The organism is Streptomyces sp. NPDC047974 (genome assembly GCF_040653375.1).
In the GTDB taxonomy this organism is placed as follows: Bacteria; Actinomycetota; Actinomycetes; order Streptomycetales; family Streptomycetaceae; genus Streptomyces.
In genome coordinates this window covers 106090-130839 of sequence record NZ_JBEZNU010000002.1, presented here as the reverse complement: position 1 = coordinate 130839, position 24750 = coordinate 106090, and the positions used below count along the sequence as shown (strand labels likewise).

Below are 24750 nucleotides of genomic sequence, written 5' to 3'. Positions count from 1 at the left end.
GCGGTCACCGGTCACGGCTCCGGTACGGGAAGGCTGCGGGTTGCCGGCGTACGAGGGCGCGGACGCGCGCCGCTCACCGGGAGCCATCCCCGGGTCCGTGTCGTGAGCGTCGCCATCGCCATCGCCATCGCCGTCGCCCTCGTCGCTGTCACCGGCTTCGGCGGTGGCAACGGGCCGGGACGGCGGCTCCGGCGAGGTGGGCGCAGCCGAACCGACCGCGTCAGCCGCCGTACCGGGCGCCGTGCCAACGGCCGTTCCTGACGCTACGTCAGCCGTCGTGCGGGGCGCCGTGCCGACCGTCGTACGGGGCACCGCGTCGGCCGTCCTGTCGGGCGCCGTGTCCACCGCCGTCGCCGCCCTCGCCGCCGCCGGCTCCTCGACCTCCTCCACGAGGTCTGCGTCCGCCCGGTCCGCGCCGCCCGGCAGGTAGGGCGCCCGTCGGCCGGAGGCGTGGGGTGCCAGGGGGCGGAGGCGAGGGCCCGGTGCGCCGAGCAGACGGTCCACGAAGTCGGTCATCCGGAACTCACCTCCAGATAGAACTGCCGCCGCGCCGGGCTGACCGACAGCACGTCGGCCTCCGACCAGCCGTAGGCCCGCGCCAGGGCGTGGACGTCGTGCAGGATCCCGCGCGCGTAACCGGACACGTCGCTCCACACGTGGTCGGCGATGTCGAGGGCGGCCTCCCAACGGTGCTCGCACTGGGGGCAGTCCAGCGTGAGCACGGTGTCGGCCCCCGGGTCGAGCTCCGCCAACCGCGGGGCCAGGGCGTCGAGTACGTCGTCGGGCAGGTCGTCGACGGGCGGGCTGACGCTCAGTACGCATCGGCGCACCAGAGTCCGGCGTGCCCCGGGTGCCGTGGGGTCGACGGACCGGAGGTCCCTGCCGGTGAGGGCGCGGTAGGAGAGCGTGAAGCCACCGGTCGTCAACGTGGCCGTGGCCGGCGCGGCGACCGCCTCTCCGGTCCGGCCGCCCGTCGCGGCCGGCCGCAGTTCGTCCGCCGCCACGGTGACGTCGAGGCTGTCGCCGCACGCCGGGCAGTCGGTCGTGCAGGGAAACGCGTCGCCGAACGCGCCGCACCGCAGTTCCAGGAGGAGGGAGTTCACGGCGCTCAACGGCAGGTCGGCGACGTCCTGTCCGCCGGGGGAGGGCATCGCCTTCGAGGCGATCAGGAGGGCCCGGGCCGCCGGCGCGCTGTCGCATCCGCCCTCCCAGACGTCCAGGACGTTCGCTTCGGTCAGTCGACGCGGCACGCGGTCACCCGGCGGTGTCGGTGAACTGCGACTCCTGCGGCTGCTCGGTGTGTTCCCGTACCCAGCCGTGGTGTTCGACCTTGATCCGCTCGAAGGCGACGCCGCTGGATCCGGCGTCGAGTTCGTGCAGACCGTGGTACTCGGAGACCCAGCAGTCGTGGACGGAGTAGGAGATCACCTGCTGGCCGCCCTCGTCGAAGACGTCGATGATGAGGTCGCGCCGGAAGTCCTTGAGGGAGGTCTCCAGACCGCCCGCCGAGTTCTTCAGGCTCCAGACCCTGTTGGCCCATTCCTCGAAGGCCGTGTCGATGGTGCATCCCCGTTCCAGGGTGATGGCCTCGTACTCGGTCCGGCCGGGGAGCTTGCGGCTGGTTCCGGGGTCTCCGCCGTCGCGGTGCCGGATGACCTCGGTCGTCCGTCTGAGCCCGCTGACCTTGCTGATTCCGGCGATGTAGGCCGTCTCCCCGCTGAACTTCACCCGGAACCGGAAGTTCTTGTAGGGATCGCGACGTGTGACTTCCGGCATCGGTCGTCCTCCTAGACCTGGATCTGACCGGCGAGTTGCTGGATGTGGACGATCACGAACTCCGCGGGTTTCAGTGGGGCGAAGCCCACGTGGATGTTCACGATTCCGCGATCGATGTCGTTCTGTGGGGTGGTGTCCTTGTCGCACTTGACCAGGTAGGCCTCCTGGGGAGTCCGCCCCTGGAAGGCGCCGGCGCGGAACAGGGAGTTCATGAAGGCGCCGACGTTGAGCCGGACGGACGCCCACAGCGGTTCGTCGTTCGGCTCGAACACGACCCACTGCGTGCCCCGGAACAGGCTCTCCTCGATGAAGAGGGCCAGGCGGCGGACCGGCAGGTACTTCCATTCGTCGGCGAGCCGGTCGGAGCCGCGCAGGGTGCGGGCTCCCCAGGCGACCGGACCGGCCGCCGGCAGTCGTCGCAGGCAGTTGATGCCGACCGGGTTGAGGCGCCCCATCTCCAGGTCGGTCAGCGGCACTTCGAGGTCGCTGACACCGCTCAGCGAGGCGTCCGTACCGGCCGGGGCCTTCCACACCCCCCGCTGGACGTCGGTGCGGGCCAGGACGCCGGCCATCACCCCGCAGGGCGGGAAGGCCCGGACCGCGCCGCCGAGCAGCGGGTCGGGCGCGAGGACACGGGGATAGTAGACCGCGGCGTTCTTGCCGTCGTCGCCCGCTTCGACGTCCTTGGCGTTCTCCAGGACGGCGGCCACGACACCGGCGTTGGAATCTGCGCTCGGTGCCGGGCTCGTCCACGACTTGGGCGGGTCGACGATGAGGACGGCCCGTCGTAGCATGCACAGTCGCAGCGCCTCGGTCCGCAGGGACTTGGCCGCGCCGTTCTCGCGCTCGTCGAGACCGTGGGAGTCCGGCAGGCAGAGGATGTTGAAGATGTCCGTCTTCAACAGCTGGTGCAGGCCTGTCTTCTTGGACGCGTTGCCCAGGTAGGCCTCCAGGGGCGGGAGCGGGTCCTCGTCGGCGCCGCTCGCGTCGGCGTCGGCCGGCGCGTAGTAGTACGGCGGCTTCCCCGCGGGTGCCTCCGGCGTCTTGGCCGCGAAGGGGTCTGTCCCGTCCTCCGGATCGGAGTTGGCCGGTGGCACCGTGGTGAGGGAGGCGCCGGGGGCGAGGCGGACGAGCTGGGAGGACTCCAGGAGCTGGGCGAGGCCGCGCGGGCTGCCCGGCTTGACACTGACGTTGAGGTACCGCTCCTCGACGCCGGTCGCCATGTCGCGCACCGTCAGGTTGAACAGCTCGTGCGGCGGGTTGGGGCGGTCCTTCAGCGCGGAGGGTTCGAGCTCGGAGGTGTCGTAGTCGACACGGGCGCGCAGCTTCCGCGCCCACCGTCCCGGCGCGGCGGCGACGAGGCCCGGCGTCCGGGCCGTGTCCCCGCCCGTCCCGGCGGGTTCCCCGCCCGAACGATCCGAGGCATGCTTGCCCGAGCCGCCCGAGCCGCCCGAGCCGCCCGAGCCGCCCGAGCCGCCCGAGCCGCCCGAGCCGCCCGAGCCGCCCGAGCCGCCCGAGCCGCCCGAGCCGCCCCGTCCTCGGTTCTGCTCGCCTGAGGCCGCGTCGTCCCCTGTGGCGGGGGAGGGTTCCGCCGCGTCGTCGTGCTCCGCGGGCGGGGACGGCGGCCGGGCGGGCCGCCGCGTGGGCGGGGGAGGCGGTGGCCCCAGAGGCAGGTGGACGATCTCCTCGCCCTCCTTCACCACCCTGACGATCTCGGCCTCGCTCCCGCCGTTCAGGTAGAACTGGTACACCGCGTAGCTCAGCGGGCAGTTGGCCTGGAGACCACCGAAGTTGGCCTCGTAGTCGGCCCAGCCGGTGAGGTGCACCGGCCGGTCCACCGGACCGCGGGGGGCGTGACCGACGAACGCGGCGACCGAGGTCGGAACGCCCGTGATGGTCCTGACGGAACTCTTGACCTCGTCGATGTAGACGCCCGGGTAAGTGACGTTCACCGGCATGCCAGCACCTTCTCTCCGTCCGGTACGCGCCCGGCCCGGTGTCCGCGGGAGGGATGCGAGGGACGTGGGTCCGCCGGACGTCGGCCCGGCACGGACTCTGATCGTGATCTGCGAGCACCATATACAGACAAATCGGGCCACGGCGCTCTGTGTGCCGACAGGCTCCGTCGATCAGGTGACGACCTGCCCACTGGTCGGCGGCACGCCGTCCGGCAGGGATCGCATGGTGGTGCCGGCGCAAGGCCGAGGCCGCCCTTGACCTGGACGAAGCAGGCGGGCAGCCGTCCTGCAGGAGTCCGAAGGGGGGAGATCCGCGTCACGAAGGACGGCTGCCCGCTGCTCGGTCCGGGGCATGGCGACCCCCCTGCCCGGCAGTGCCTTCGACTCGCTCCTCCTCGACGCGGTGCTCGACCGGCAGGCGTTGCGTCAGGTCGACGAACTCCCCACGGAAAAGGCCGTGCGGAAGCCTCCTGCGCAGCGGAGCCTGGAAGCCGGGGCGGTGGCTGCCGCAGGAAGCCCGGCCGGCCTCGGCCGAGGGCACGCCGGCCCAGCTGCGGATACCGGAGCCGACGATCGCCGACAGCGAGCGGGCGGAGGCGGATTCCCTGGACACTGCCGACCCCGATGATCCGTTTGTGCCGGTGCTTGGTGGTCCCTAGAGTGCGGAGGTGGCGTCGTACAGCATGGGGCAGGCCGCGCGGCTGCTCGGGGTGAGTTCGGAGACCGTTCGCCGGTGGGCGGACGGGGGCAAGCTGGCCATGGTGCGCGACGGGGCCGGCCGGAGGGTGATCGAGGGGGTGGCCCTGGCCGCCTTCGCGCAGGAGCGAGGGGCCGGGCTGCACGCCGTGCCCGAGGACGACGTGCCGACGTCGGTGCGCAACTCCTTCGTCGGGATCGTCACCGGCGTGCGCGTCGACGACGTGGCCGCGCAGGTGGAGGTGCAGTCGGGGCCGCACCGGCTGGTGTCCCTGGTGACCCGCGAGGCCGTCGAGGAGCTGGCGCTCGACGTCGGCGTCACGGTGACGGCCCGGGTCAAATCGACCAGCGTGCACATCGACCTGCCCTGAGCCGCTTCTGGCGTCAGCGGCTCAGGAGCGCGGCGCGCAGGTCCACCCGGTCGTCGAGGCGGGACAGGTCGCGGCCGGTGAGGGTCTCGATGCGTTCGACGCGGTAGTGGACCGTGTTGACGTGGACGTGGAGGGCCTCGGCGGTCCGCGTCCAGGAGCCGTCGTGTGCCAGGAACACCTCCAGGGTCTCCAGGAGCATGGCGCCCGACCCCCGTCCGGCTCTCGTGAGGGGGCCCAGGACGGTCTCGCGGTAGACCTCGCGCACGGGCCCGGGGACGCCGGCGAGGAGCATCTCCAGTCCGTCGAGATCACGCAGGCGTGCGACCTGCGGTGACGACGGCGCCGCGGTGCGGGTCCCGGCGAGGGCGTAACGGGCTTGTGTGAGGGCCGTGTTCAGGGCGGTCGCGGCGACGGGTTCGCTCAGGCCCACACGCCAGGTGCTCGCCGGCCGGCAGGACTGGATCAGATGGGCGATCTCGCGCAGTCGTTCCGTCGTCGCGCGCGTCGTGTCGTCGCCGTTCGCGAGGACGGCCGTCGCCGCGTCGTCGTCGCCCGGGGCGACGACGAACAGGGGGGACGGCAGGTGCCGGAGCGCCTCGGTGAGCGCGGCGACGGCGTCGGCGTTCCCCTCCGGTTCCAGCGCGGCGGAGACGACCGTGTAGGAGGGCCGGTCGGCCAGCCCGCAGGAGGCCAGCGCGCGCTGGAGGCGGCCGGGGTCGACGCGTGAAGTGCCGATGACGTCCAGCAGCCGGGCGGCGGCGGGGCCGCGCTCGGCCCGGCTCCTGTCCTCGCGACGCCGGTGGCGGCCCAGGAGTTCGGCTATCTCCTGGAGGACTCTCGGCGGGACCTGTCCCTCCTCGGGCAGGTGCAGGTACCAGGTGTCGAAGTCGGTGCCTTCGGCGTCGATCCGCAGCGTGGTGCCCCGTGCGCCGCCGAGGGCCCGTATGGCCTCCCGGGCGGGGAGACCCGTGGTGTCGCCGGTGCGGGCGACGGTTCGGCCCGCGGCGGTGAGGAGGTGGCAGGCGGGCGTGCCGAGGTGGGCGAAGGCGCGGTCGAGGAGTTGGCCGGCCGTCGCGCGGTGTTCCAGGGCCCGGTCGAGGTCGAGGCGGACGTTCTCCGGCAGGGCGTGGTGGTCGGCCGGGTGACGGTTGAGTTCGCCCCACTGGCGCAGGTAGACGGCTTCGGTGATGGCCCGGAAGCTGGTGTGCGGGGGAACGGCGATGAGCGGGACGCGGTGCCTGCGGCAGGCGGCGACGAGTTCACCGGGGACGTGTCCGTGGGTCTCCTCCCCGGCCAGCAGCGCGACGGTTCCCGTCTGCCGCAGGGCCGACACGAAGCGGTCGGTCTTCGCCGCCGAGCCGCTCGGGGTCCACCACACCAGTCCGCTCAGCACGACCTCGCCCGGCTGCAGGAAGCGCGTCGGGTCCTCCAGATCCGTGGCCGTCACGCCGGAGATCTCCTGGCCGAGGAGCGCCCCGTCGCCCCAGACGAGGGAGAGGTCCAGGCGGTCGAGTCGGAGGAGGTGGTCGACGTGCATACGAGACTCCTTGCGCAGTCGCGGACCGATGCCCGCACTCACATTCACGAGGTCGATGAGAGTCGTTGCATGGTAGATGCACAAGCTCGGGCGGAAAATGCCTCTTGGTTGATCATCCAGGGTGGATGGCTGTCCGATGGACGTTTTCCGGGTTCCCGTCCAGTCGTGCCGGGGGGCCGTGTCGGGCTTCACTGGCCTGAAGGCATCGGTCGGGAGGCAGGGGCGGCATGGATCTGAACACGATCGGGGACGTGAGGGACGCGCGGCTGCGCGAGCCCTGGCGGCCCGGGGACGCGTGGCTGGGCGGCGGGACGTACCTGTTCTCCGAGCCCCAGCCGCACCTCCGGCGGCTGGTCGACCTGAGCCGGATGGACTGGGAGCCGCTCACGCGGCACCCGGACGGCTCGCTGGAGATCGCCGCGACCTGCACGATCACCCGACTGTCCCGCTACGGCAGGCGCCTCCTGGACGCCGCCGCGGCCCCGCTGTTCGAGCAGTGCTGCCGGGCCTTCCTCGCCTCGTTCAAGATCTGGAACATGGCCACCGTCGGCGGGAACCTGTGCAACGGCCTGCCGGCCGGGCCGATGATCTCGCTCACCGCCGCCCTGGACGGCACCTGCCTCCTCCTGGCCCAGGACGGTTCCACGCGCGAGGTGAAGGTGGCCGACTTCGTCCGGGGCGCGGGCGTCAAGGACCTCGCCGAGGGCGAGCTGCTGCGCTCGGTGACGCTGCCCGGGCGGGCGCTGGAATGCCGTACGGCCTTCCGGCAGGCGTCGCTGTACGGGCTCGGCCGGTCCGGCGCCCTGGTGATCGGGGCGCTCGACCCGGTGGACGGTTCCTTCGCGGTGACGGTGACGGCGGCGACCACCCGCCCGTTCCGCTTCTGGTTCCCGCTGCCGCCGACCGCCGGACAGCTCCGTGCGGCCGTCGACTCCGCGGTGACGGCCGGCGAATGGTTCGACGACATCCACGGACTGCCCGAGTGGCGCAGGCACATGGCCCTGCGCCTCGCCGAGGAGGTCCGCCGCGAGCTGACCCACACCGCTGGGGAAGGTGCCCGATGAGCTTCGACATCCAGGTCAACGGCCGCCCGTTCGACACCGAACCGCGCGCGGGCCAGTGCCTGCGCACCTATCTGCGCGAGCGCGGCTGGTTCGGCGTGAAGAAGGGGTGCGACGCCGGTGACTGCGGGGCGTGCACGGTGCACGTCGACGGCGAGCCCGTGCACAGCTGCCTCTACCCGGCCGTGCGGGCCGAGGGGCGTGAGGTGACGACCGTGGAGGGACTCGCCTCCCCGGACGGTGAACTCCACCCCGTCCAGCAGAAGTTCCTCGACGCCCAGGGCTACCAGTGTGGCATGTGCACGGCCGGCTTCCTGATGACGACGGCCGCCCTGGAGGCCGAGCGCGGCACCCCGCACGACGACGGCAAGCTGGACGACCTGCCCCGGGCGTTCAAGGGCAACATCTGCCGCTGCACCGGCTACCGGGCGATCGAGGACGCCGTCCGGGGCGTGAAGCACGTCGAACGGCCCCGCGCCGGGCAGGCCGTGGGCCGGAACGTCGGCGCGCCGGCCGGCCCGCAGGTCGTGACCGGCACCGCCCGCTACACCTTCGACGTCGAGGTGCCGGGGCTGCTGCACATGAAGCTGCTGCGCTCGCCGCACCCGCACGCCCGGATCCTCGCGATCGACACCTCGGCCGCCCTGCGCGTACCGGGCGTGGTCGCCGTCCTCACCCACGAGGACGCACCGGCGACCCTGTACTCCTCCGCCCGTCACGAGCATCCGACCGAGGACCCCGACGACACCCGCGTCCTGGACGACATCGTCCGGTACGTCGGGCAGCGGGTCGCCGCCGTCGTCGCCGACAGCGAGCAGGCCGCCGAGGAGGGCTGCCGCAGGATCGACGTGACGTACGAGGAACTGCCGTACGTCATCGACCCGGAGGAGGCCATGCGCCCCGGCGCGCCGGTCATCCACGCCGGCAAGGGGCCCGAGGCGCGCATCGCCCGGGCCGAGAACAACGTCGCGGGCGAGGTCCACGGCGAGACCGGCTCCGTCGAGGACGGCTTCGCCGAGGCGGACGTCGTGTACGAGGAGACCTTCCGCACCCAGCGCGTGCAGCACGCGAGCCTGGAGACGCACGGCTGCGTCGCGTACTTCGAGCCCAAGGAGGACGGCACGGGCGAACGCCTCACCGTCCGCTCCTCCACCCAGACGCCGTTCCTGACCCGCCGTGCGCTGTGTGCGCTGTACGGCCTGCCGGAGGACGAGGTGCGCGTCGTCGCGGGCCGCGTCGGCGGCGGCTTCGGCGGCAAGCAGGAGATGCTCACCGAGGACGTCGTCACGCTCGCCGCGCTGAAGCTGCGCCGGCCGGTGAAACTGGAGTACACCCGGGCTGAACAGTTCTACGGGGCCACGACCCGGCACCCGTTCACCATCGGCATCAAGGCGGGGGCGCGGAAGGACGGGACGCTGACCGCCGTGCAGATGCGGGTGGTGTCCGACACCGGCGCGTACGGCAACCACGGCCCGGCGGTGATGTTCCACAGCGTGGGGGAGTCCTTCGCCGTCTACCGCGCCCCGCACAAGAAGGTCGACGCCTACTCCGTGTACACCAACGTCGTCCCGGCCGGCGCCTTCCGGGGCTACGGCCTCGGGCAGGTCACCTTCGCCGTCGAGTCGGTCATGGACGAGCTGGCCCGCCGGCTCGGCATGGACCCCCTCGTCCTCCGGGAGAAGAACATCATCGGCCCCGGGGACGCCCTGCACAGCCCGATCGGCGAGGAGGAGGACCTGTACATCGCCTCCTACGGGCTCGACCAGTGCCTCTCCGTCGTACGGAAGGCGATCGCCGAGGACCGCAGTGCCGACGACGCGCCGGAGGGCTGGCTGGTCGGGCAGGGCACCGGCATGGCGATGATCGCGACCGGCCCGCCCGGCGGCCACTACGCGGACGCCCGCGTGTCACTGCTGGAGGACGGGACGTACGACATCGCCGTCGGCACCGCCGAGTTCGGCAACGGCACCACCACCGTCCACGAGCAGATCACGGCGGGCGCTCTGCACACCACCGAGGACCGGCTCACCGTCCGCCAGTCCGACACCGACGTCGTCCGCCACGACACCGGCGCCTTCGGCTCGGCCGGAACCGTCGTCGCCGGCAAGGCCGTCCTCCTCGCCGCGACCTCCCTGGCGGAACGGCTCCGCACGCTCGCCGCCCGGCACACCGGCGTCGCCCGGCACCTGTGCGTGCTCGGCGCCGAGTCCGTCGACTGCGCCGGGCGGCTCGTCACCCTCAAGGAGCTGTACGAGGCGGGGCACGCCCTCGGGGCGGCGGAGGAGCTGGCGGCCGACGGGCGCTGGGGAGGCTCGCCGCGCTCGGTGGCCTTCAACGCCCAGTGGTTCCGCCTCGCCGTGGACCCCGCCTCGGGCGAGATCCGCATCCTGCGCAGCGTCCACTCGGCCGACGCCGGCAAGGTCATGAACCCGATGCAGTGCCGGGGCCAGGTCGAGGGCGGGGTCGCGCAGGCGCTCGGCGCCACGCTCTTCGAGACCGTCCGGATCGACGAACGGGGCGAGGTGACGACCGCCGCGTTCCGGCGCTACCGACTTCCCCAGTACGCGGACGTGCCCCGTACCGAGGTCCACTTCACCGAGACGTCCGACGCGATCGGCCCGCTCGGCGCCAAGTCGATGAGCGAGAGCCCCTTCAACCCGGTCGCCCCCGCCTTCGCCAACGCCCTGCGCGACGCCACCGGCATCCGCTTCACCGAACTGCCGGTGACCCGCGACAGGGTCTGGCTCGCCCTCGAACAGCACGCGAGGAGCTTCGAGCGATAGACCTAGCGATGGTGAGGACGTGACGGGGAGGAAGGTCACAGATGCCAGAAGAAACCTGGATTTCCCATGGCAGTCGAGGTTCCCCGCCCCGGTGGTCGGGTATCACTGCGCGCAGCAAGCGCACCCGACCGCCGCGAGGGGACCCCCGATGAGCCGCCAGGACACCGCACCCCACGTACTGCCCGAATCCGCCGCCACGACTGCCGGAGGATCCTTCACGGTGTGGGGGGATGTGGCCCACCCCGCCACGCTCACCGTCGCCGACCTGCGCCAGGGCTGGGAGCAGCACCGGGCCGAGGTCGTCTTCGACTGCGCCACGGCCGGACCGCAGCACCACACCTTCGGGGGCCCCCTCCTGCGCGAGGTCGTGGCCGCGGTGCGCCCCCGCTTCGACCCCGCGCGCCGCAAGGAGCGCTCCCGCTTCCTGCTCGCCGTGAGCGGCGGCGACGGACACCACGCGGTCCTGTCGTGGGCGGAGATCGACGCCGATTTCGGGAACGCGCCGGTCCTGCTGGCGACCCGCATGGACGACCGGGACCTCGACGAGGCCGGCACCCAGCTCGTCGTCCCGTCCGACCGCTGCGGCGCCCGGTACGTCAGCGCCGTGACCGGGATCTGGATCGGTGCGCACCAGCTCACCGGGACCGTTCCGTCCGAGGCGTGAGACCACCGGACGGCGTTCTCGTGGATTCCTACGAGCAATCTCTCATCCGCCATGGAGAGTCGCATGACTTTGTTGTAAATAAGAGCGACTGCGGCCTACGGTGTCGCATATGCAGTCCTACACCATCGGACGGGCAGCCCGTCTGCTGGGCGTCAGCCCGGACACGGCGCGGCGCTGGGCGGACGCGGGACGGGTCGCCACCCACCGCGACGAGAGCGGCCGGCGCGTCATCGACGGGAAGTCGCTCGCGGCGTTCTCCGTGGAGCTCGTGCAGGGAGATGGCGACGACGCCTCGTACACCTCGGCGCGGAACTCGTTCCCGGGCATCGTCACCGGGATCAAGCTCGGCGACATCGCGGCCCGGGTCACCATCCAGGCCGGTCCGCACCGCCTGGTCTCCCTCCTCACCCGGGAGGCCGTGGAGGAGCCGGGACTGGAAGTCGGCATGCAGGCCACCGCCCGCGTGAAGTCGACCAGCGTGCACATCGACCGCACCTGACACCCCTCACGCAGAACGCACCACCTACCCCGGTCGTCGGCCCGGCCGGCCTGTTCCCCCCTCACCCTCAGTCCCTCTGCAAGGAGTTCCGACCTCATGTCCCTCGGCTTCACCAGACGTCGTGCCGCCGCCGTGCTGACCGCTGCCCTGCTCGTCCCGCTCGCCGCCTGCTCGTCGGGCGACGACACCGAGAAGGGCACCACCGGCTCCACCCCCTCCGGCTCCGCGAGCGGCGCGCCGCAGGCGAACCTGACGGTCCTCGCCGCCGCCTCCCTCACCGACGTCTTCAAGACGGCCGGCGCCGCGTACGAGAAGTCCCACCCGGGTACGAAGATCACCTTCTCCTTCGCCGGTTCGCAGGAGCTCGTCGCCCAGGTCTCGCAGGGCTCGCCCGCCGACGTCCTGGTCACCGCCGACACCAAGAGCATGGACAAGGTGAAGGCCGACACCGGCACCCCCGCGATCATCGCGAAGAACCGGCTGGTCATCGCCACCGGCGAGGGCAACCCGTTCAAGGTCGACGAGCTGAAGGACCTCGCCGACCCCAAGCTGAAGGTCGTCCTCGCCGCGCCCGAGGTGCCGGCAGGCAAGTACAGCCGGCAGATCCTCGACAAGCAGGGCGTCGCGGTGAAGCCGGTCTCCCAGGAGCCCAACGTCCGCGCCGTGCTCAGCAAGGTCGAGCTCGGCGAGGCCGACGCGGGCCTGGTCTACAAGACCGACGCCGCGAGCGCCGCCGACAAGGTCGACGCCGTCGAGATCCCCGACGACCGGAACGCGATCGCGCAGTACCCGGCCGCCACGATCAAGGACTCGAAGAACGCCGAGGCCGCCGCCGCGTTCGTCGCCTGGCTGTCCTCGCCCGAGGGGCAGAAGATCCTCCAGGACGCCGGCTTCCAGAAGCCGTGACCGTCCGGGACGGCGGCCTGCGAAGCCGTAGCCGTCCGGGACCATCCGGATCGTGAGGGGCTGTCCGCATCGGGGGATCGGACAGCCCCTCCGCTCCCCGTCCTCACCTCTTCGGGATCTTCGGCGAGACGAGCGGGCGTACGAACCTCGGGTGCGCGCCCGCCCCTTGCCCTGGAAGAGCGCTTCGCCTCCACGCCATGCCGCCTCGGCCTCCGGCCCGGGCCAGGCTGTCGGCATGACACGTGCCGCACGACCCACCTGTCCACACCTCCAAACCACGGATACGCATCCACACGGCTATTGATCCAGGTATTCATGAGGATGTTGTGCGCTTCTCCTCGCAGATGCAGGATGGAGGCGCGGGGGCGCGGCGGACGTACCCGCATGCCCCGTTCCGGGGCCGGCCCACCCACCCTCCGCCTCCGCTGCTCCTGCTCACGAGGCGAGGCCAGACAGATGACGACACGTACCCACGGCGGCAGCGCCGCCGACGTCGACTACGGCACCATCGGCTCCGGCTACTCCGCTTACCGCCGCCCGGACGGTCGCATCGCCCGCTTCATCGCCAGGGCCCTGGGAGACGGCCGGACCGTCCTCAACGTCGGTGCCGGCGCGGGCTCGTACGAGAGCATCGGCGGAACGGCGACCGCCGTCGCCGAGCACCTTCCCTTCGCCGACGGCTCCTTCGACGCCGCGATGACCCTGTTCGGCGTCCACCACTGGAGCGACGTCACGGCCGGTCTGCGCGAGATGCGCCGCGTGACACGCGGCCCCGTCGTCATCCTCACCTGCGACCCCACCCTCGTACGCGACTTCTGGCTGTACGCGTACGCGCCCGCCGTCCTCGACACGGAGGCCCGCCGCTACCCGCCCGTCGACGAGATCGCGGCAGCACTGGGCGGCACGGTCTCCATCGAAGCCGTGCCGATCCCACTCGACTGCACCGACGGCTTCAACGAGGCTTACTACGGCCGCCCCGAAATGCTCCTCGACCCTGCCGTCAGGCAGTCGTGCTCCGCCTGGAGCTTCGTCGACGACGACACCCGCGAGCACTTCGACCGCACCCTCCGCGACGACCTCGCCTCGGGAGCATGGGACGAACGCTTCGGACACTTGCGCAACCAACCGGCCTACGAGGGTTCGCTCGTCGTCATCCACGCGACCTAGCGGCCCCCGGCGGCAGGCCGTGTAGCGGGCGGGCCAGGGACGGTGGACCAGTTCCACCTCCCGCGGATCGGCCGCCGGCCCGGGAAGTCTTCACGTGTCCCTGACGCCCACCCGGTCGGGTCCGTCGAGGAGGCGTCGGGGGCGGGGCGCGCGGTGCCCGGAACGCGCCAGGAGGGCCGGCGCGGCTTTCTCGGCCGGGCGGCCGCCTCGCTAGCCGACGTGGACGCGGGGGCGGCGGTCCCGGTCGGGTTCCGCTTCGCGCAGCACTTCGCGGGTGGTGGGGGCGACCTCGCCGCGGCCGAGGAGGAAGAAGCGGAAGAAGTTGGCGAAGGGGTTGCCCTCGGTCCACTCGAAGTAGATGTGGGGGCGGGTGCCGGTGAGGTCCCGGGAGTGCAGGAGGAGCGCGGCCAGCGCGTTGGGGACGGAGGAGGACTCGACGGTGAGGACGCGGTAGCGGTCGTGGAGGACCTCGCCGCGGACGGTGAGCCCGGCCTCGAACTCGGAGGGGTCGGTGACGGTGACCTCGACGAAGACGAAGTCCTCCGTCGTCGGCAGGTCGTTGTCCGCCCGGATCTGGTCGATCTTGTCGCGGTACTCGGCGACGTCCCGTGCGTCCGGCTCGTTGGCGATGAAGCGGGGGGTGCGGTGGGAGATGTCGCGGATGAAGCGCTCCGCCATGCCGTCGAGCTCGACGTGGGTGACGCGGAGCTCGAAGGCGCGGCCGAGGCGGGAGAGGAGGGAGATGAGGATGATGCCGGCGATGAAGCAGGCGCCGATCTTCACGCCGTCCGGGCGCTCGATGACGTTGACGACCGTGGTGTAGAGGAAGACGACGGAGATGATCCCGAAGCCGATCGTCCAGCCCTTCTGCCCCGCCTTGCGCGCGGCGATGGTCACGGCGATGGCGGCCGAGCAGATGAGGACGAGGACGCCGGTGGCGTACGCGCCGCCCTGGGCGTCGACGTCGGCGTCGAAGATCCACGTCACCAGGAACGCGACCAGGGTGAAGACGATGACCATGGGGCGGACGGCCCGCGCCCAGTGCGGGGCCATGCCGTACTTGGGGAGGTAGCGGGGCATCAGGTTGAGCAGGCCCGCCATGGCGGAGGCGCCGGCGAACCAGAGGATGAGGATGGTGGAGACGTCGTAGACGGTGCCGAAGGTGTTGCCGAGGTACTCGTGGGCGAGGTAGGCCAGGGCGCGGCCGTTGGCCTTGCCGCCGGACTCGAACTCCTCGTGCGGGATCAGCACGGTGGTGATGAAGCTGGTGCAGATCAGGAAGACGCTCATGATCAGCGCGGCGGTGGTGAGGAGCTTCTTCGTGTCGCGGATCCGCCCGGCGGGCTTCGCCTCGGTGTCGCCCTCGTCGCCCTTGACGTGCGGCATGACGGCGACGCCGGTCTCGAAGCCGGAGAGGCCGAGCGCGAGCTTGGGGAAGACGATCAGGGCGACGCCGATCATGACGAAGACGTTGCCGTGTTCCTGGGTGAGGGCGGCGGTCCAGTCGGTGACCACGTGGCCCTCGGTGATCACCTGCCACAGACCGGTCACGACGACGACGGCGTTGAGGGCGAGGTAGACGCCGACGAGGGCGACGGCGACGCCGATCGCCTCCAGGAAGCCCTTGAGGAAGACCGCGCCGAGCAGGGCGATCAGCACCATCGTGATGATCACCTGCTTGTCGTGCAGGGCCGATTCCAGGTGGGGGTTCTCCACCAGGTGGGTGGAGGCGTCGGCCGCCGACAGCGTGATGGTGATGAGGAAGTCGGTGGCGGCGAAGCCCAGCAGCGTCAGGACGAAGAGCTTGCCCTTCCAGAAGGACAGGAGCCGCGACAGCATCGCGATCGAGCCCTCGCCGTGCGGGGACTCCTCGGCCACCCGCCGGTAGACCGGCAGCGCGCCCGCCAGCGTCACGACCACGAGCACGATCGTCGCGACGGGGGAGAGGAGGCCGGCCGCGAGGGCGGCGATGCCGGGCTGGTAGCCGAGGGTGGAGAAGTAGTCGACGCCGGTCAGGCACATCACCCGGTACCAGGGCTGTCCCCGGTGCCCGGCGTCCGGAGCGGTCTCCTTCGGGCGGGAGGGTTTGCCCTTGCCCATGTCGGACAGGCCCTCCAGCATCCACGCGCGCAGCCTGCTCGTGCGCGTCTCGTCCGTGGTGGCCATGGGGGTGCTCCTGAGGGTCTGCTCGATGATCGGTTCTCGGCCACTGGTCCACGCGGCCGAGTCAGCGTAAGCAGCAGCTGCGGAGGCACACCCGGCGAGCGCGTCAGGGAAGCGTCAAGATCGGTCGGTAGGGCGTCGGCTTCCTCACACGGGACGCAGCCTGGAGGCGTACCGGGTGTGTGGGGGGTCACCGTGGTGGTCGTCGCTGTCGCGGCGCTGGGGAACCGCTGGGCCGGTGCGCTCGCCGCGTCGTCGGCGGTGGCCTGGTTCGACTTCTTCCACACGGAGCCGTACCAGAGCTTCGACATCCGGGACCGGGCCGACGTCGAGACGGCGGTCCTGCTGCTCCTCGTCGGCCTGGCCGTGTCCCAGCTCGCCGCCCGGGCCCGCGTGACGCGGTCGGCCGCGGGCACGGACGCGGAGCTCCTGGAACGCCTGCACCGTGCGATGCGCATGCCGGCATCGGGCGGCCACACGCCACAGGAACTGATCGACCGGGTCCGACACGACCTCGTGGACGTGCAGGGTCCGGGGCCGGTTCCTGTTGACGCCCGCGCCCGGAGCCGTACCGCCGCCGCTGGAGGCCCGGCTCGTCGCCGTCGACCTGGCGGTGCCCACCGCGCTCGTACGCGCAACCCCGGAAGGGGCGGAGGTCGTCTCGTCGACCGGCCGATCAGCCGACGGGACGGCTTCGTCCGGTCGGTGACCACCGGTGCCCTGCGGGACCGGATCGCACCGCGGCGCGCGGACACGCGGACACCTTCCGCCCCACCGTCGTCTTCCCGACGCCGGCGCGCCCTCCGATGAGCAGTACCCCTGCTTCGTCGACGACCTGTACGGAGCCCTGACGCCGGACGGCCGGGGGCGGCCCGACGCCCTCCCGCAAGGCCCGGGAGGCGGACTCGACGCGCCGGCGTAGGGGACGCGTCAAGAGGGGCGTCAAGGGCGTTAGAGCGGCGTCAACGGCGACGGCAGGTGGCTGAAAGGGCTGTTTGCTCATCTCGTCAGAGAATCCGCTCTTCCTTCTTCTCCGGGAGTTCACGATGGCCGACGTGGCCTTCGTCGTCACCACGATCGCGGTCTTCGCGCTGGTGGCCTTCATCGCCAAGGGGGTGGCCAAGCTGTGAGTGCCGAGAACATCGTGGGTCTGCTGGTGGCCGCCGCCCTGCTGGGTTATCTCGTCCTCGCCCTCGTCAAGCCGGAGAGGTTCTGAGTACGGATATGAGTCCTGTTCTTGCCGGAGTCCTCCAGCTTCTGGCGTTGATCGTCGCTCTGGGTCTGTCGTACCGGCCGCTGGGTGACCACATGGCGAAGGTGTACTCCTCGGAGAAGCACCTGAAGCCGGAGAAGTGGATCTACAAGGCGATCGGCGCGAACCCGTCGGCGGAGATGCGCTGGCCGGCGTATCTGCGCGGGGTCCTCGCGTTCTCCGCGGTGAGCGTCCTCTTCCTCTACCTGCTGCAGCGCCTCCAGGGGGCGCTGCCGGGCTCGCTCGGCTTCGTCTCCATCGACCCGGACCAGGCGTTCAACACCGCCGCCTCGTTCGTGGCGAACACCAACTGGCAGTCGTACTACGGCGAGCAGGCCATGGGCCACGTCGTGCAGACCGGCGGCCTGGCGGTGCAGAACTTCGTGTCGGCCGCGGTCGGCATGGCGGTCGCGGTCGCGCTCGTCCGCGGCTTCGCCCGGTCCCGTACGGGGGAGCTGGGCAACTTCTGGGCCGACCTGGTCCGCGGTGTCGTACGGATCCTGCTGCCGATCTCCGTCGTGGGCGCCCTGGTGCTCGTGGCGTGCGGTGCGATCCAGAACTTCTCCGGGATCCACGAGGTGGGCCAGTTCACCGGCGGCACGCAGCAGTGGAACGGCGGCGCGGTGGCCTCGCAGGAGGTCATCAAGGAGCTGGGCACGAACGGCGGCGGTTACTTCAACGCCAACTCCGCGCACCCCTTCGAGAACCCCAACGGGCTCTCCAACCTCTTCGAGGTCTTCCTGATCCTCGTCATCCCGTTCGCGCTGACGCGGACGTTCGGCCGGATGGTCGGCTCGTTGAGGCAGGGATACGCGATCCTCGGCACGATGGCCACCATCTGGGTCGGCTTCACCGCGCTGATGCTCTGGACCGAGTTCGCGGGCCACGGCCCGGCGTTCGAGATCGCCGGCGGCGCCCTGGAGGGCAAGGAGACCCGGTTCGGCATCAGCGCCTCCGCGATCTTCTCGGTCGCCACCACGCTGACCTCGACCGGCGCGGTCAACTCCTTCCACTCCTCGAACACCGGCTTCGGCGGCGGCATCAACCTGCTGGGCATGCAGCTCGGCGAGATCGCGCCCGGCGGCGTCGGCTCCGGCCTCTACGGCATGCTGATCATGGCGATCATCGCCGTGTTCATCGCCGGTCTCATGGTCGGCCGGACGCCGGAGTACCTGGGCAAGAAGATCGGCACCCGCGAGATCACGTTCGCGGCCTGCTACATCCTCGTCACCCCGGCGCTCGTCCTCGGCTTCACCGCCGCCTCGTTCGTGCTGGACACCCCGGCGAACTCGATGACGAACTCCGGCGCGCACGGCTTCTCCGAGATTCTGTACGCCTTCACCTCCGGCGCCAACAACAACGGCTCGGCCTTCGCGGGTCTGAACGCCGACACCCAGTGGTTCAACTCGACGATCGGCATCGCGATGCTGCTCGGCCGGTTCCTGCCGATGGTGTTCGTCCTGGCGCTCGCCGGCTCGCTCGCCGAACAGACGCCCGTCCCCGAGACGGCGGGCACGCTGCGGACCGAGAAGCCGCTGTTCACGGGCCTGCTGGTCGGCACGATCATGATCATCACGGGTCTCACCTACTTCCCGGCGCTCGCGCTGGGACCGCTCGCCGAAGGGCTCGCAGCATGAGCACCATCACTCCCACCCGGCCCCCGCAGTCCGGGGCGCCCGGCGGCCGGCCGGCCGAGACCGGACGCGTCGGCGGCGGACTGTTCGACCCCAAGCAGCTGGTCGCGTCCTTCCCCGACGCGATCAAGAAGCTCGACCCGCGCGTGATGATCAAGTCGCCGGTCATGTTCGTGGTCCTCGTCGGCTCGGTGGTCACCACGGTGCTGGCGTTCGAGAACCCGGGCGACTGGTTCGGCTGGGCGATCACCGCCTGGCTGTGGCTGACCACGATCTTCGCCAATCTCGCCGAGGCGGTCGCCGAGGGGCGCGGCAAGGCGCAGGCCGACACCCTGCGCAAGGCCAAGACCGACACCGTCGCCCGCCGCCTCACCCAGGACGGCGGGAGCGAGGAGAAGGTCCCCGGCACCGAACTCGGGATCGGCGACCTGGTGGTGTGCGAGGCCGGCGACGTCATCCCCGGCGACGGCGATGTCGTCGAGGGCGTCGCCAGCGTCGACGAGTCCGCCATCACGGGCGAGTCGGCCCCCGTCATCCGCGAATCGGGCGGCGACCGCTGCGCGGTCACCGGCGGCACCAAGGTCCTCTCCGACCGGATCGTCGTCAAGATCACGACGAAGCCCGGCGAGACCTTCATCGACCGCATGATCAACCTGGTCGAGGGCGCCGCCCGGCAGAAGACCCCGAACGAGATCGCCCTCAACATCCTGCTGGCGTCCCTCACCATCGTCTTCCTGCTCGCGGTCGTCACGCTGAAGCCGTTCGCGATCTACGCCGGGGCCGACGACCAGACCTCGCTCATCGTCCTCGCGGCCCTCCTCGTGTGCCTGATCCCGACCACCATCGGCGCGCTGCTCTCCGCGATCGGCATCGCGGGCATGGACCGGCTGGTGCAGCGCAACGTCCTGGCGATGTCCGGCCGGGCGGTCGAGGCCGCCGGCGACGTGTCGACGCTGCTGCTCGACAAGACGGGCACGATCACGCTGGGCAACCGGCAGGCGGCCGAGTTCGTGCCCGTCCGGGGCACGACCGAGGCCGAGCTCGCGGACGCCGCCCAGCTGTCCTCGCTCGCCGACGAGACCCCCGAGGGCCGCTCGGTCGTGGTCCTCGCCAAGGAGAAGTACGGGCTGCGCGAGCGCCACCAGGGCGAGCTCGCACACGCCACCTGGATCGAGTTCACCGCCCAGACCCGCATGTCCGGCGTCGACGTCGACGGCAAGCAGACACGCAAGGGCGCGACCGGTTCGGTCGTGGCGTGGGTGAAGGAGAACGGTGGCGAGGTGGCGCGGGACGCCCAGGACCTCACCGACGCCATCTCCCAGGCCGGCGGCACTCCGCTCCTCGTGGCGGTCAAGGACGACAAGGGCGCGCGTGTCCTCGGCGTGATCCACCTGAAGGACGTCGTCAAGGAGGGCATGCGGGAGCGGTTCGACGAGCTGCGCCGCATGGGCATCAAGACCGTCATGATCACGGGCGACAACCCGCTGACCGCGAAGGCGATCGCCGAGGAGGCGGGCGTCGACGACTTCCTCGCCGAGGCCACCCCCGAGGACAAGATGGCCCTCATCAAGCGCGAGCAGGCCGGCGGCAAGCTGGTCGCGATGACGGGTGACGGCACGAACGACGCGCCCGCGCTGGCGCAGGCGGACGTGGGCGTGGCGATGAACACGGGCACGTCGGCCGCGAAGGAGGCCGGCAACATGGTCGACCTCGACTCCAACCCGACCAAGCTCATCGAGATCGTCGAGATCGGCAAGCAACTCCTCATCACCCGGGGTGCGTTGACGACCTTCTCGATCGCCAACGACGTGGCGAAGTACTTCGCGATCATCCCCGCGATGTTCGCCGTCGCCTACCCGTCGCTCGACAAGCTCAACATCATGGGCCTGGCCTCGCCCGAGTCCGCGATCCTCTCCGCCGTCATCTTCAACGCGCTGATCATCGTGGCCCTGGTCCCGCTGGCCCTCAAGGGCGTCCGCTACCGCCCCTCCAGCGCCGACTCGATGCTCCGCCGCAACCTCGCGGTCTACGGCCTCGGCGGCCTGATCGCCCCGTTCATCGGCATCAAGCTCATCGACATGCTCCTCACCCTCGTCCCCGGAATCGGCTGACCACGATGAACAACTCCGTAGGAAACACCGGACGCGTGCTCTGGGCGGGCCTGCGCGCCCTCCTCGTCCTCACCCTCGTCTGCGGCGTCCTCTACCCGCTCGCCGTCACCGGGATCGCCCAACTCGCCTTCCCCGGCAAGGCGAACGGCTCCGAGATCGAGGACGCGAGCGGGAAGGTCGTCGGCTCCGAACTCATCGGCCAGACCTACAACGTCCCCCTGAAGGAGGGAGAGGAGACCGCGGCCCCGGACCTGCGCTGGTTCCAGCCGCGCCCGTCCAACGGCCTCGGCGCCAACTCCGTGAACACCCGGTACTCGATCATCCTCTCCGGCGCGACCAACCGGTCGGGCGACAACGAGGACCTGATCACGTGGGTCACGGACGCCAAGGCGGCCGTCGTCAAGGACAACTCCACCGCCGGACACCCGGTGAAGCCCTCCGACGTGCCCGCCGACGCCGTCACCTCCTCCGGCTCCGGCCTCGACCCGCACATCTCCCCGGAGTACGCGAAGCTCCAGGTCCACCGCGTCGCGGAGAAGAACCACCTGACCGTCGAGCAGGTCGACAAGCTGGTCGCCGACCACACCGACGACCGCATCCTCGGCTTCATCGGCGAACCCCGCGTCCATGTCCTCCGGCTCAACATCGCGCTGAAGGACATCGTGGCGGCCAAGGGCTGATGGCCTTACGCCCGGCACCCGGGAGCCGGCAGTCCGGGAAGCCCCGGCCGCCGGCTCCCGACGCACATCCGACGCCATGCTCAAGACGAAAGGCAGGAGGCCGATGACCCGGGTCCTGGTCGTCGAGGACGACGCGCAGCTCGCGCGTGCTTTGATGATCAATCTCAAAGCGCGCACGTACGACGTGGACGCGGCCCACGACGGCGTCTCCGCGCTCCGCCTCGCGGCCACCGTGCAACCGGACGTGATCCTCCTGGATCTCGGGCTGCCGGACATGGACGGCGTCGACGTCATCCGGGCGGTGCGCGGCTGGAACCGGGCTCCCGTGCTCGTGCTGTCCGCCCGCAGCGGCTCCGAGGACAAGATCCGCGCGCTCGACGCGGGCGCCGACGACTACATGACCAAGCCGTTCAGCATGGACGAACTCCTCGCGCGGCTGAGGGCGGCCACCCGCCGGACCGAGGAGTCGCCCGCGCACGCGCGGCCGAGTACCGGAGCGGCCGCCGCCGTGGTCAGGACCGACGATTTCACGGTCGATCTCGCGGGGAAGAAGGTCCGGCGCGGTGACCGTCACGTCCGGCTGACCCCGACCGAGTGGCACCTTCTGGAGATCCTCGTCTGCAACCCCGGCGTCCTCGTCAGCCAGCAGCGTCTCCTCAAGGAGGTGTGGGGACCGAGTCATCACACCAAGACCAACTACCTGAGGGTCTACATGGCGCAGCTGCGGCGCAAACTGGAGGCGGACCCGTCGCACCCCCGCTATCTGATCACCGAGCCCGGCATGGGGTACCGCTTCGAGGCGTGACCCCGCCCGCGCACCCACCGGCTCTGCCGGCCACGCCCTGCCCGACAACGACGAGAAACGACATCAATGGGACGCGGAAAGCTTCGTATCTACCTCGGCGCGGCACCGGGCGTCGGCAAGACGTACTCGATGCTCTCGGAGGCCCACCGGCGGGTGGAGCGCGGCACCGACTGCGTCGTCGCCTTCGTCGAGCACCACCACCGCCCGCGTACGGAGGTGATGCTGCACGGGCTGGAGACCGTGCCGCGCGCGGAGATCGAGTACCGGGGCACCGTGTTCACCGAGATGGACGTCGACGCGGTGCTGGCCCGGAAGCCCGCCGTCGTGCTCGTCGACGAACTGGCCCACAGCAACATCCCCGGCTCCCGCAACTCCAAGCGCTGGCAGGACGTGGAGGAGCTGCTCGCCGCCGGCATCGACGTCGTCTCGACCGTGAACATCCAGCACCTGGAGTCGCTCGGTGACGTCGTCGAGTCCATCACGGGCATCCGGCAGCGGGAGACCGTCCCCGACGAGGTCGTCCGCCGGGCCGACCAGATCGAACTGGTCGACATGTCGCCCCAGGCGCTGCGCCGCCGCATGGCCCACGGCAACATCTACAAGCCGGACAAGGTCGACGCGGCCCTCTCCAACTACTTCCGCCCCGGCAACCTCACCGCCCTGCGCGAGCTGGCCCTCCTCTGGACCGCGGACCGGGTCGACGAGTACCTCCAGGAGTACCGGACCGAGCACCGGGCCCTTGCGCACCGAGGCGCCGACGGAGGGAGTCCTGAGCGCCGTGATCGTCGGCCTTCCGCCGTGGCTGCCGCACGGGGTGCGCGTGCGCCTGCTGCCGACCCGCGCGGATCAGCGCTCGGCGGGCTCCGCCGTGGAGGGCTGTCCGGCCGGAAGAAGGCGGGGTACCAGTCGTACGTACGCGACCATTCCGAGGACCTCGACGAGCGTCTGCGTGACCACCACCACGGCCGCGACGGCGAGGGCGTCGGGCAGAGCGAGGGCCAGCGGCAGGACGACGAGCGAGTTGCGGGTGGCGCCCGTGAAGACGACCGCCCGGCCCGCGCCGGTCCCGAGGCGGAAGAGGCGGGCGACCCCCTTCCCGGCGAAGGCCATGATCACGAGGAACCCCGCGTAGAAGGGGACGACGGCGACGACGTCGGTGACGCTGTCCCCGAGTTTCGGGGTCTGCGAGGCGACGACCGTGAGGAGGGTCGCGGCCATCAGCGGGACCATCGTCGAGGTCGCCGCCGCCGAGACCTTCTCGCCTGCCGGGCGTCGGGCCGTCCACGCCTGGAGTGCCCAGGCGAGGCCGAGCGGGACGACGATCAGGACGAGGAAGGCCTCCAGGAACGGGCCGGCCTCCACGACGTCGGCGAGGCCGGAACCGAGGAAGAGGTAGAGGAAGCCCGGGAGCAGCAGCATCTGCGCCACCAGCAGGAGCGGGGTGGCGGCGAGCAGTCGCCGGCTGGAGCCGCCTGCCAGGCCCGAGAAGACGATCACGTAGTCCACGCACGGGCAGAGCAGCACCAGGAGCACACCCAGGCGGACGGCCTGATCGGCCGGCAGGAACGCGAACATGGCCGCGACCACCAGAGGGACGACGACGAAGTCGACCACCAGCGCCGCGGCCAGGAAGCGGCCGTCACGGAGCGAACGGAACAGCTCCGCGGCCGGGACCTGGAGGAACGTCACGAACAGGAGGGCACCCAGGACCGGGTTGATGGCGTGCTCCAGGCCGGGCCCGGCGGCCGGGGCGAGCCACCCCAGCAGCCCGCCGGCGGCCATCGCCCCGAGATAGATCGCGACCTGGTGGTCTTCCATCCGCTCGACCAGGCCCCTGGTCCCGTGCTGCTCCACGTCGCTCCGCACTTCTCGTCGTCCGGGGCCGCCCCGGCGGCGTCCCGGCTCCATCCTCACAGGCGCCTGCGTGAGCACGGCCAGGAGCGGATCGGCGCAGCACCCCGCGCACGCGGCGACCGCCGCCGCTCCGGCACCGAACAGGCCTCACGGCTTCGAAGGGCGAGGGGACGCGGCGGTGGTCATCCCGCCCGGCGAGCTCCGGGCGCGGCGGGAAGGACAGCCGCAGGCCCTCGTCGACCGTCTCCCGCCCGTCGTCCCGGCCGACGAGCTCACGCCACTGCCCGATGCGCTCCCCCAGCGCGACGCCGTCCAGGGTGCAGGCGATCGCGGCATCCCGCCAGGCCTCCGGTCCCGCCGCCCGTGCGCTCCGCGTCGGGGAGAGCGCCACCGGTACCGGGCCCGCTGGTGCCGCACGGCCTGCCGCGTTCTTCGCCGTACAGCCGCAGTCCGGGCCGCACGCCCCCTCCGGGGCGGGTCCGGACAGGGCCGTGCGGACCGCGGCCAGACGATCGGCGAAGGCCCGCAGTTCGGCGACCCGGCCGTCCGTGTCCCGGATCCGGTCCGCGACCAGCGGCAGCATCCGTGCCCGCACGGAGGCGCAGACGCCCTCCTCACGTACGTCGAGCAGCTCGCGGATCTCCTCCAGAGCCGGCCCCGGCAGCCTCGCGGACGAGATGAACGCCAGCCGGTCCACCGCCTCCTCGCCGTACACGCGGTACCCGGACGCGGTCCGCTCGCATTTCCGAGGCCGCCTGCACAGGCGGCGGGTGGCGGCGCGAAAGCCCAGGTGGGAAGCCGTCTCGCCCGACCGGAGCGATGTTCCTCACAAT

Annotated in this window: 21 protein-coding genes and 2 pseudogenes; 16 read left to right on the top strand and 7 right to left on the bottom strand. The window is 71.3% G+C overall.

Annotated features, from left to right (window positions below):
- The first annotated feature begins 277 nt into the window (after positions 1-277).
- Entirely contained in the window at positions 278-430 is a 153-nt protein-coding gene (locus AB0E19_RS03740) for a hypothetical protein (RefSeq protein WP_362172695.1), read from the top strand.
- Positions 431-512: 82 nt separating this feature from the next.
- On the opposite strand, the gene AB0E19_RS03735 is transcribed toward AB0E19_RS03740, so the two are convergent.
- From AB0E19_RS03735 to AB0E19_RS03725, 3 genes are read right to left on the bottom strand one after another with little or no spacing between them, the layout of a single operon-like run.
- Complete coding sequence (locus AB0E19_RS03735; protein WP_362172692.1) at positions 513-1250, bottom strand: hypothetical protein; 738 nt, start codon at positions 1248-1250, stop codon at positions 513-515.
- Between the two features lie 4 nt (positions 1251-1254).
- Positions 1255-1776 carry a phage tail protein gene (locus tag AB0E19_RS03730; RefSeq protein WP_362172689.1) on the bottom strand — a complete coding sequence of 174 codons (522 nt, stop codon included), beginning with the start codon at positions 1774-1776 and terminating at the stop codon, positions 1255-1257.
- 11 nt (positions 1777-1787) lie between these two features.
- Positions 1788-3728 (bottom strand): phage tail sheath C-terminal domain-containing protein, encoded by a 1941-nt coding sequence (locus AB0E19_RS03725; protein ID WP_362172686.1) that lies wholly within the window; start codon positions 3726-3728, stop codon positions 1788-1790.
- A 674-nt stretch (positions 3729-4402) separates the two neighbouring features.
- Here AB0E19_RS03725 and AB0E19_RS03720 point away from each other — a divergent pair.
- Positions 4403-4801, top strand: coding sequence for a TOBE domain-containing protein (locus AB0E19_RS03720; protein WP_362172683.1), 399 nt, complete (start codon positions 4403-4405; stop codon positions 4799-4801).
- Positions 4802-4814: 13 nt separating this feature from the next.
- Here the strand turns inward: AB0E19_RS03720 and AB0E19_RS03715 are convergent, their stop codons facing one another.
- Positions 4815-6338 carry a PucR family transcriptional regulator gene (locus AB0E19_RS03715; protein ID WP_362172680.1) on the bottom strand — a complete coding sequence of 508 codons (1524 nt, stop codon included), beginning with the start codon at positions 6336-6338 and terminating at the stop codon, positions 4815-4817.
- A 227-nt stretch (positions 6339-6565) separates the two neighbouring features.
- Between AB0E19_RS03715 and AB0E19_RS03710 the strand changes: the two genes are divergently transcribed.
- The 6 genes from AB0E19_RS03710 to AB0E19_RS03685 all read left to right on the top strand — a co-directional run bounded on the left by AB0E19_RS03710 (position 6566) and on the right by AB0E19_RS03685 (position 13418).
- Positions 6566-7402: an FAD binding domain-containing protein gene (locus tag AB0E19_RS03710; RefSeq protein WP_362172677.1), complete on the top strand. Its 837-nt coding sequence runs from the start codon at positions 6566-6568 to the stop codon at positions 7400-7402.
- Positions 7399-10182, top strand: a complete 2784-nt coding sequence (locus AB0E19_RS03705; protein WP_362172674.1) for a molybdopterin-dependent oxidoreductase — start codon at positions 7399-7401, stop codon at positions 10180-10182. Before AB0E19_RS03710 ends, AB0E19_RS03705 begins: the two co-directional genes overlap by 4 nt.
- Positions 10183-10330: 148 nt before the next feature.
- Complete coding sequence (locus tag AB0E19_RS03700) at positions 10331-10846, top strand: molybdopterin-dependent oxidoreductase (protein WP_362172671.1); 516 nt, start codon at positions 10331-10333, stop codon at positions 10844-10846.
- Between the two features lie 109 nt (positions 10847-10955).
- Positions 10956-11345 carry a helix-turn-helix transcriptional regulator gene (locus AB0E19_RS03695; protein ID WP_362172668.1) on the top strand — a complete coding sequence of 130 codons (390 nt, stop codon included), beginning with the start codon at positions 10956-10958 and terminating at the stop codon, positions 11343-11345.
- Between the two features lie 96 nt (positions 11346-11441).
- Positions 11442-12251, top strand: coding sequence for a molybdate ABC transporter substrate-binding protein (gene modA, locus AB0E19_RS03690; protein ID WP_362172665.1), 810 nt, complete (start codon positions 11442-11444; stop codon positions 12249-12251).
- A gap of 456 nt (positions 12252-12707) precedes the next feature.
- The gene (locus AB0E19_RS03685) at positions 12708-13418 is read left to right on the top strand and encodes a methyltransferase domain-containing protein (RefSeq protein ID WP_362172662.1); all 711 of its coding nucleotides are present in this window, start codon (positions 12708-12710) and stop codon (positions 13416-13418) included.
- 210 nt (positions 13419-13628) lie between these two features.
- Here the strand turns inward: AB0E19_RS03685 and AB0E19_RS03680 are convergent, their stop codons facing one another.
- On the bottom strand, positions 13629-15584 hold the full coding sequence (locus AB0E19_RS03680) for an amino acid transporter (protein ID WP_362172659.1): 1956 nt from the start codon (positions 15582-15584) through the stop codon (positions 13629-13631).
- Here AB0E19_RS03680 and AB0E19_RS03675 point away from each other — a divergent pair.
- The 8 genes and pseudogenes from AB0E19_RS03675 to AB0E19_RS03640 all read left to right on the top strand — a co-directional run.
- Entirely contained in the window at positions 15465-16391 is a 927-nt protein-coding gene (locus AB0E19_RS03675) for a DUF4118 domain-containing protein (RefSeq protein WP_362172656.1), read from the top strand. The two genes, AB0E19_RS03680 and AB0E19_RS03675, sit on opposite strands and share 120 nt — an antisense overlap.
- Before the next feature lie 185 nt (positions 16392-16576).
- The gene (locus AB0E19_RS03670; protein WP_362172653.1) at positions 16577-16711 is read left to right on the top strand and encodes a hypothetical protein; all 135 of its coding nucleotides are present in this window, start codon (positions 16577-16579) and stop codon (positions 16709-16711) included.
- Positions 16708-16797, top strand: coding sequence for a K(+)-transporting ATPase subunit F (gene kdpF / locus AB0E19_RS03665; RefSeq protein ID WP_033204243.1), 90 nt, complete (start codon positions 16708-16710; stop codon positions 16795-16797). Before AB0E19_RS03670 ends, kdpF begins: the two co-directional genes overlap by 4 nt.
- An 8-nt stretch (positions 16798-16805) precedes the next feature.
- Positions 16806-18470, top strand: coding sequence for a potassium-transporting ATPase subunit KdpA (kdpA, locus tag AB0E19_RS03660; protein WP_362172649.1), 1665 nt, complete (start codon positions 16806-16808; stop codon positions 18468-18470).
- The gene (kdpB, locus tag AB0E19_RS03655) at positions 18467-20578 is read left to right on the top strand and encodes a potassium-transporting ATPase subunit KdpB (RefSeq protein ID WP_362172646.1); all 2112 of its coding nucleotides are present in this window, start codon (positions 18467-18469) and stop codon (positions 20576-20578) included. Before kdpA ends, kdpB begins: the two co-directional genes overlap by 4 nt.
- Before the next feature lie 5 nt (positions 20579-20583).
- Positions 20584-21258, top strand: coding sequence for a potassium-transporting ATPase subunit C (locus AB0E19_RS03650; protein WP_362172643.1), 675 nt, complete (start codon positions 20584-20586; stop codon positions 21256-21258).
- A gap of 103 nt (positions 21259-21361) precedes the next feature.
- Positions 21362-22063 carry a response regulator gene (locus AB0E19_RS03645; protein WP_362172640.1) on the top strand — a complete coding sequence of 234 codons (702 nt, stop codon included), beginning with the start codon at positions 21362-21364 and terminating at the stop codon, positions 22061-22063.
- Positions 22064-22129: 66 nt separating this feature from the next.
- Positions 22130-22798, top strand: a pseudogene (locus AB0E19_RS03640) (histidine kinase); the annotation flags it as partial.
- Positions 22799-22909: 111 nt separating this feature from the next.
- Here the strand turns inward: AB0E19_RS03640 and AB0E19_RS03635 are convergent.
- Together AB0E19_RS03635 and AB0E19_RS03630 are read right to left on the bottom strand one after the other, a co-directional pair.
- Positions 22910-23881, bottom strand: a complete 972-nt coding sequence (locus AB0E19_RS03635; protein ID WP_362172637.1) for a bile acid:sodium symporter — start codon at positions 23879-23881, stop codon at positions 22910-22912.
- A gap of 547 nt (positions 23882-24428) precedes the next feature.
- Positions 24429-24614 (bottom strand): annotated as a pseudogene (locus tag AB0E19_RS03630) (MerR family DNA-binding protein); the annotation flags it as partial.
- Positions 24615-24750 lie beyond the last annotated feature (136 nt).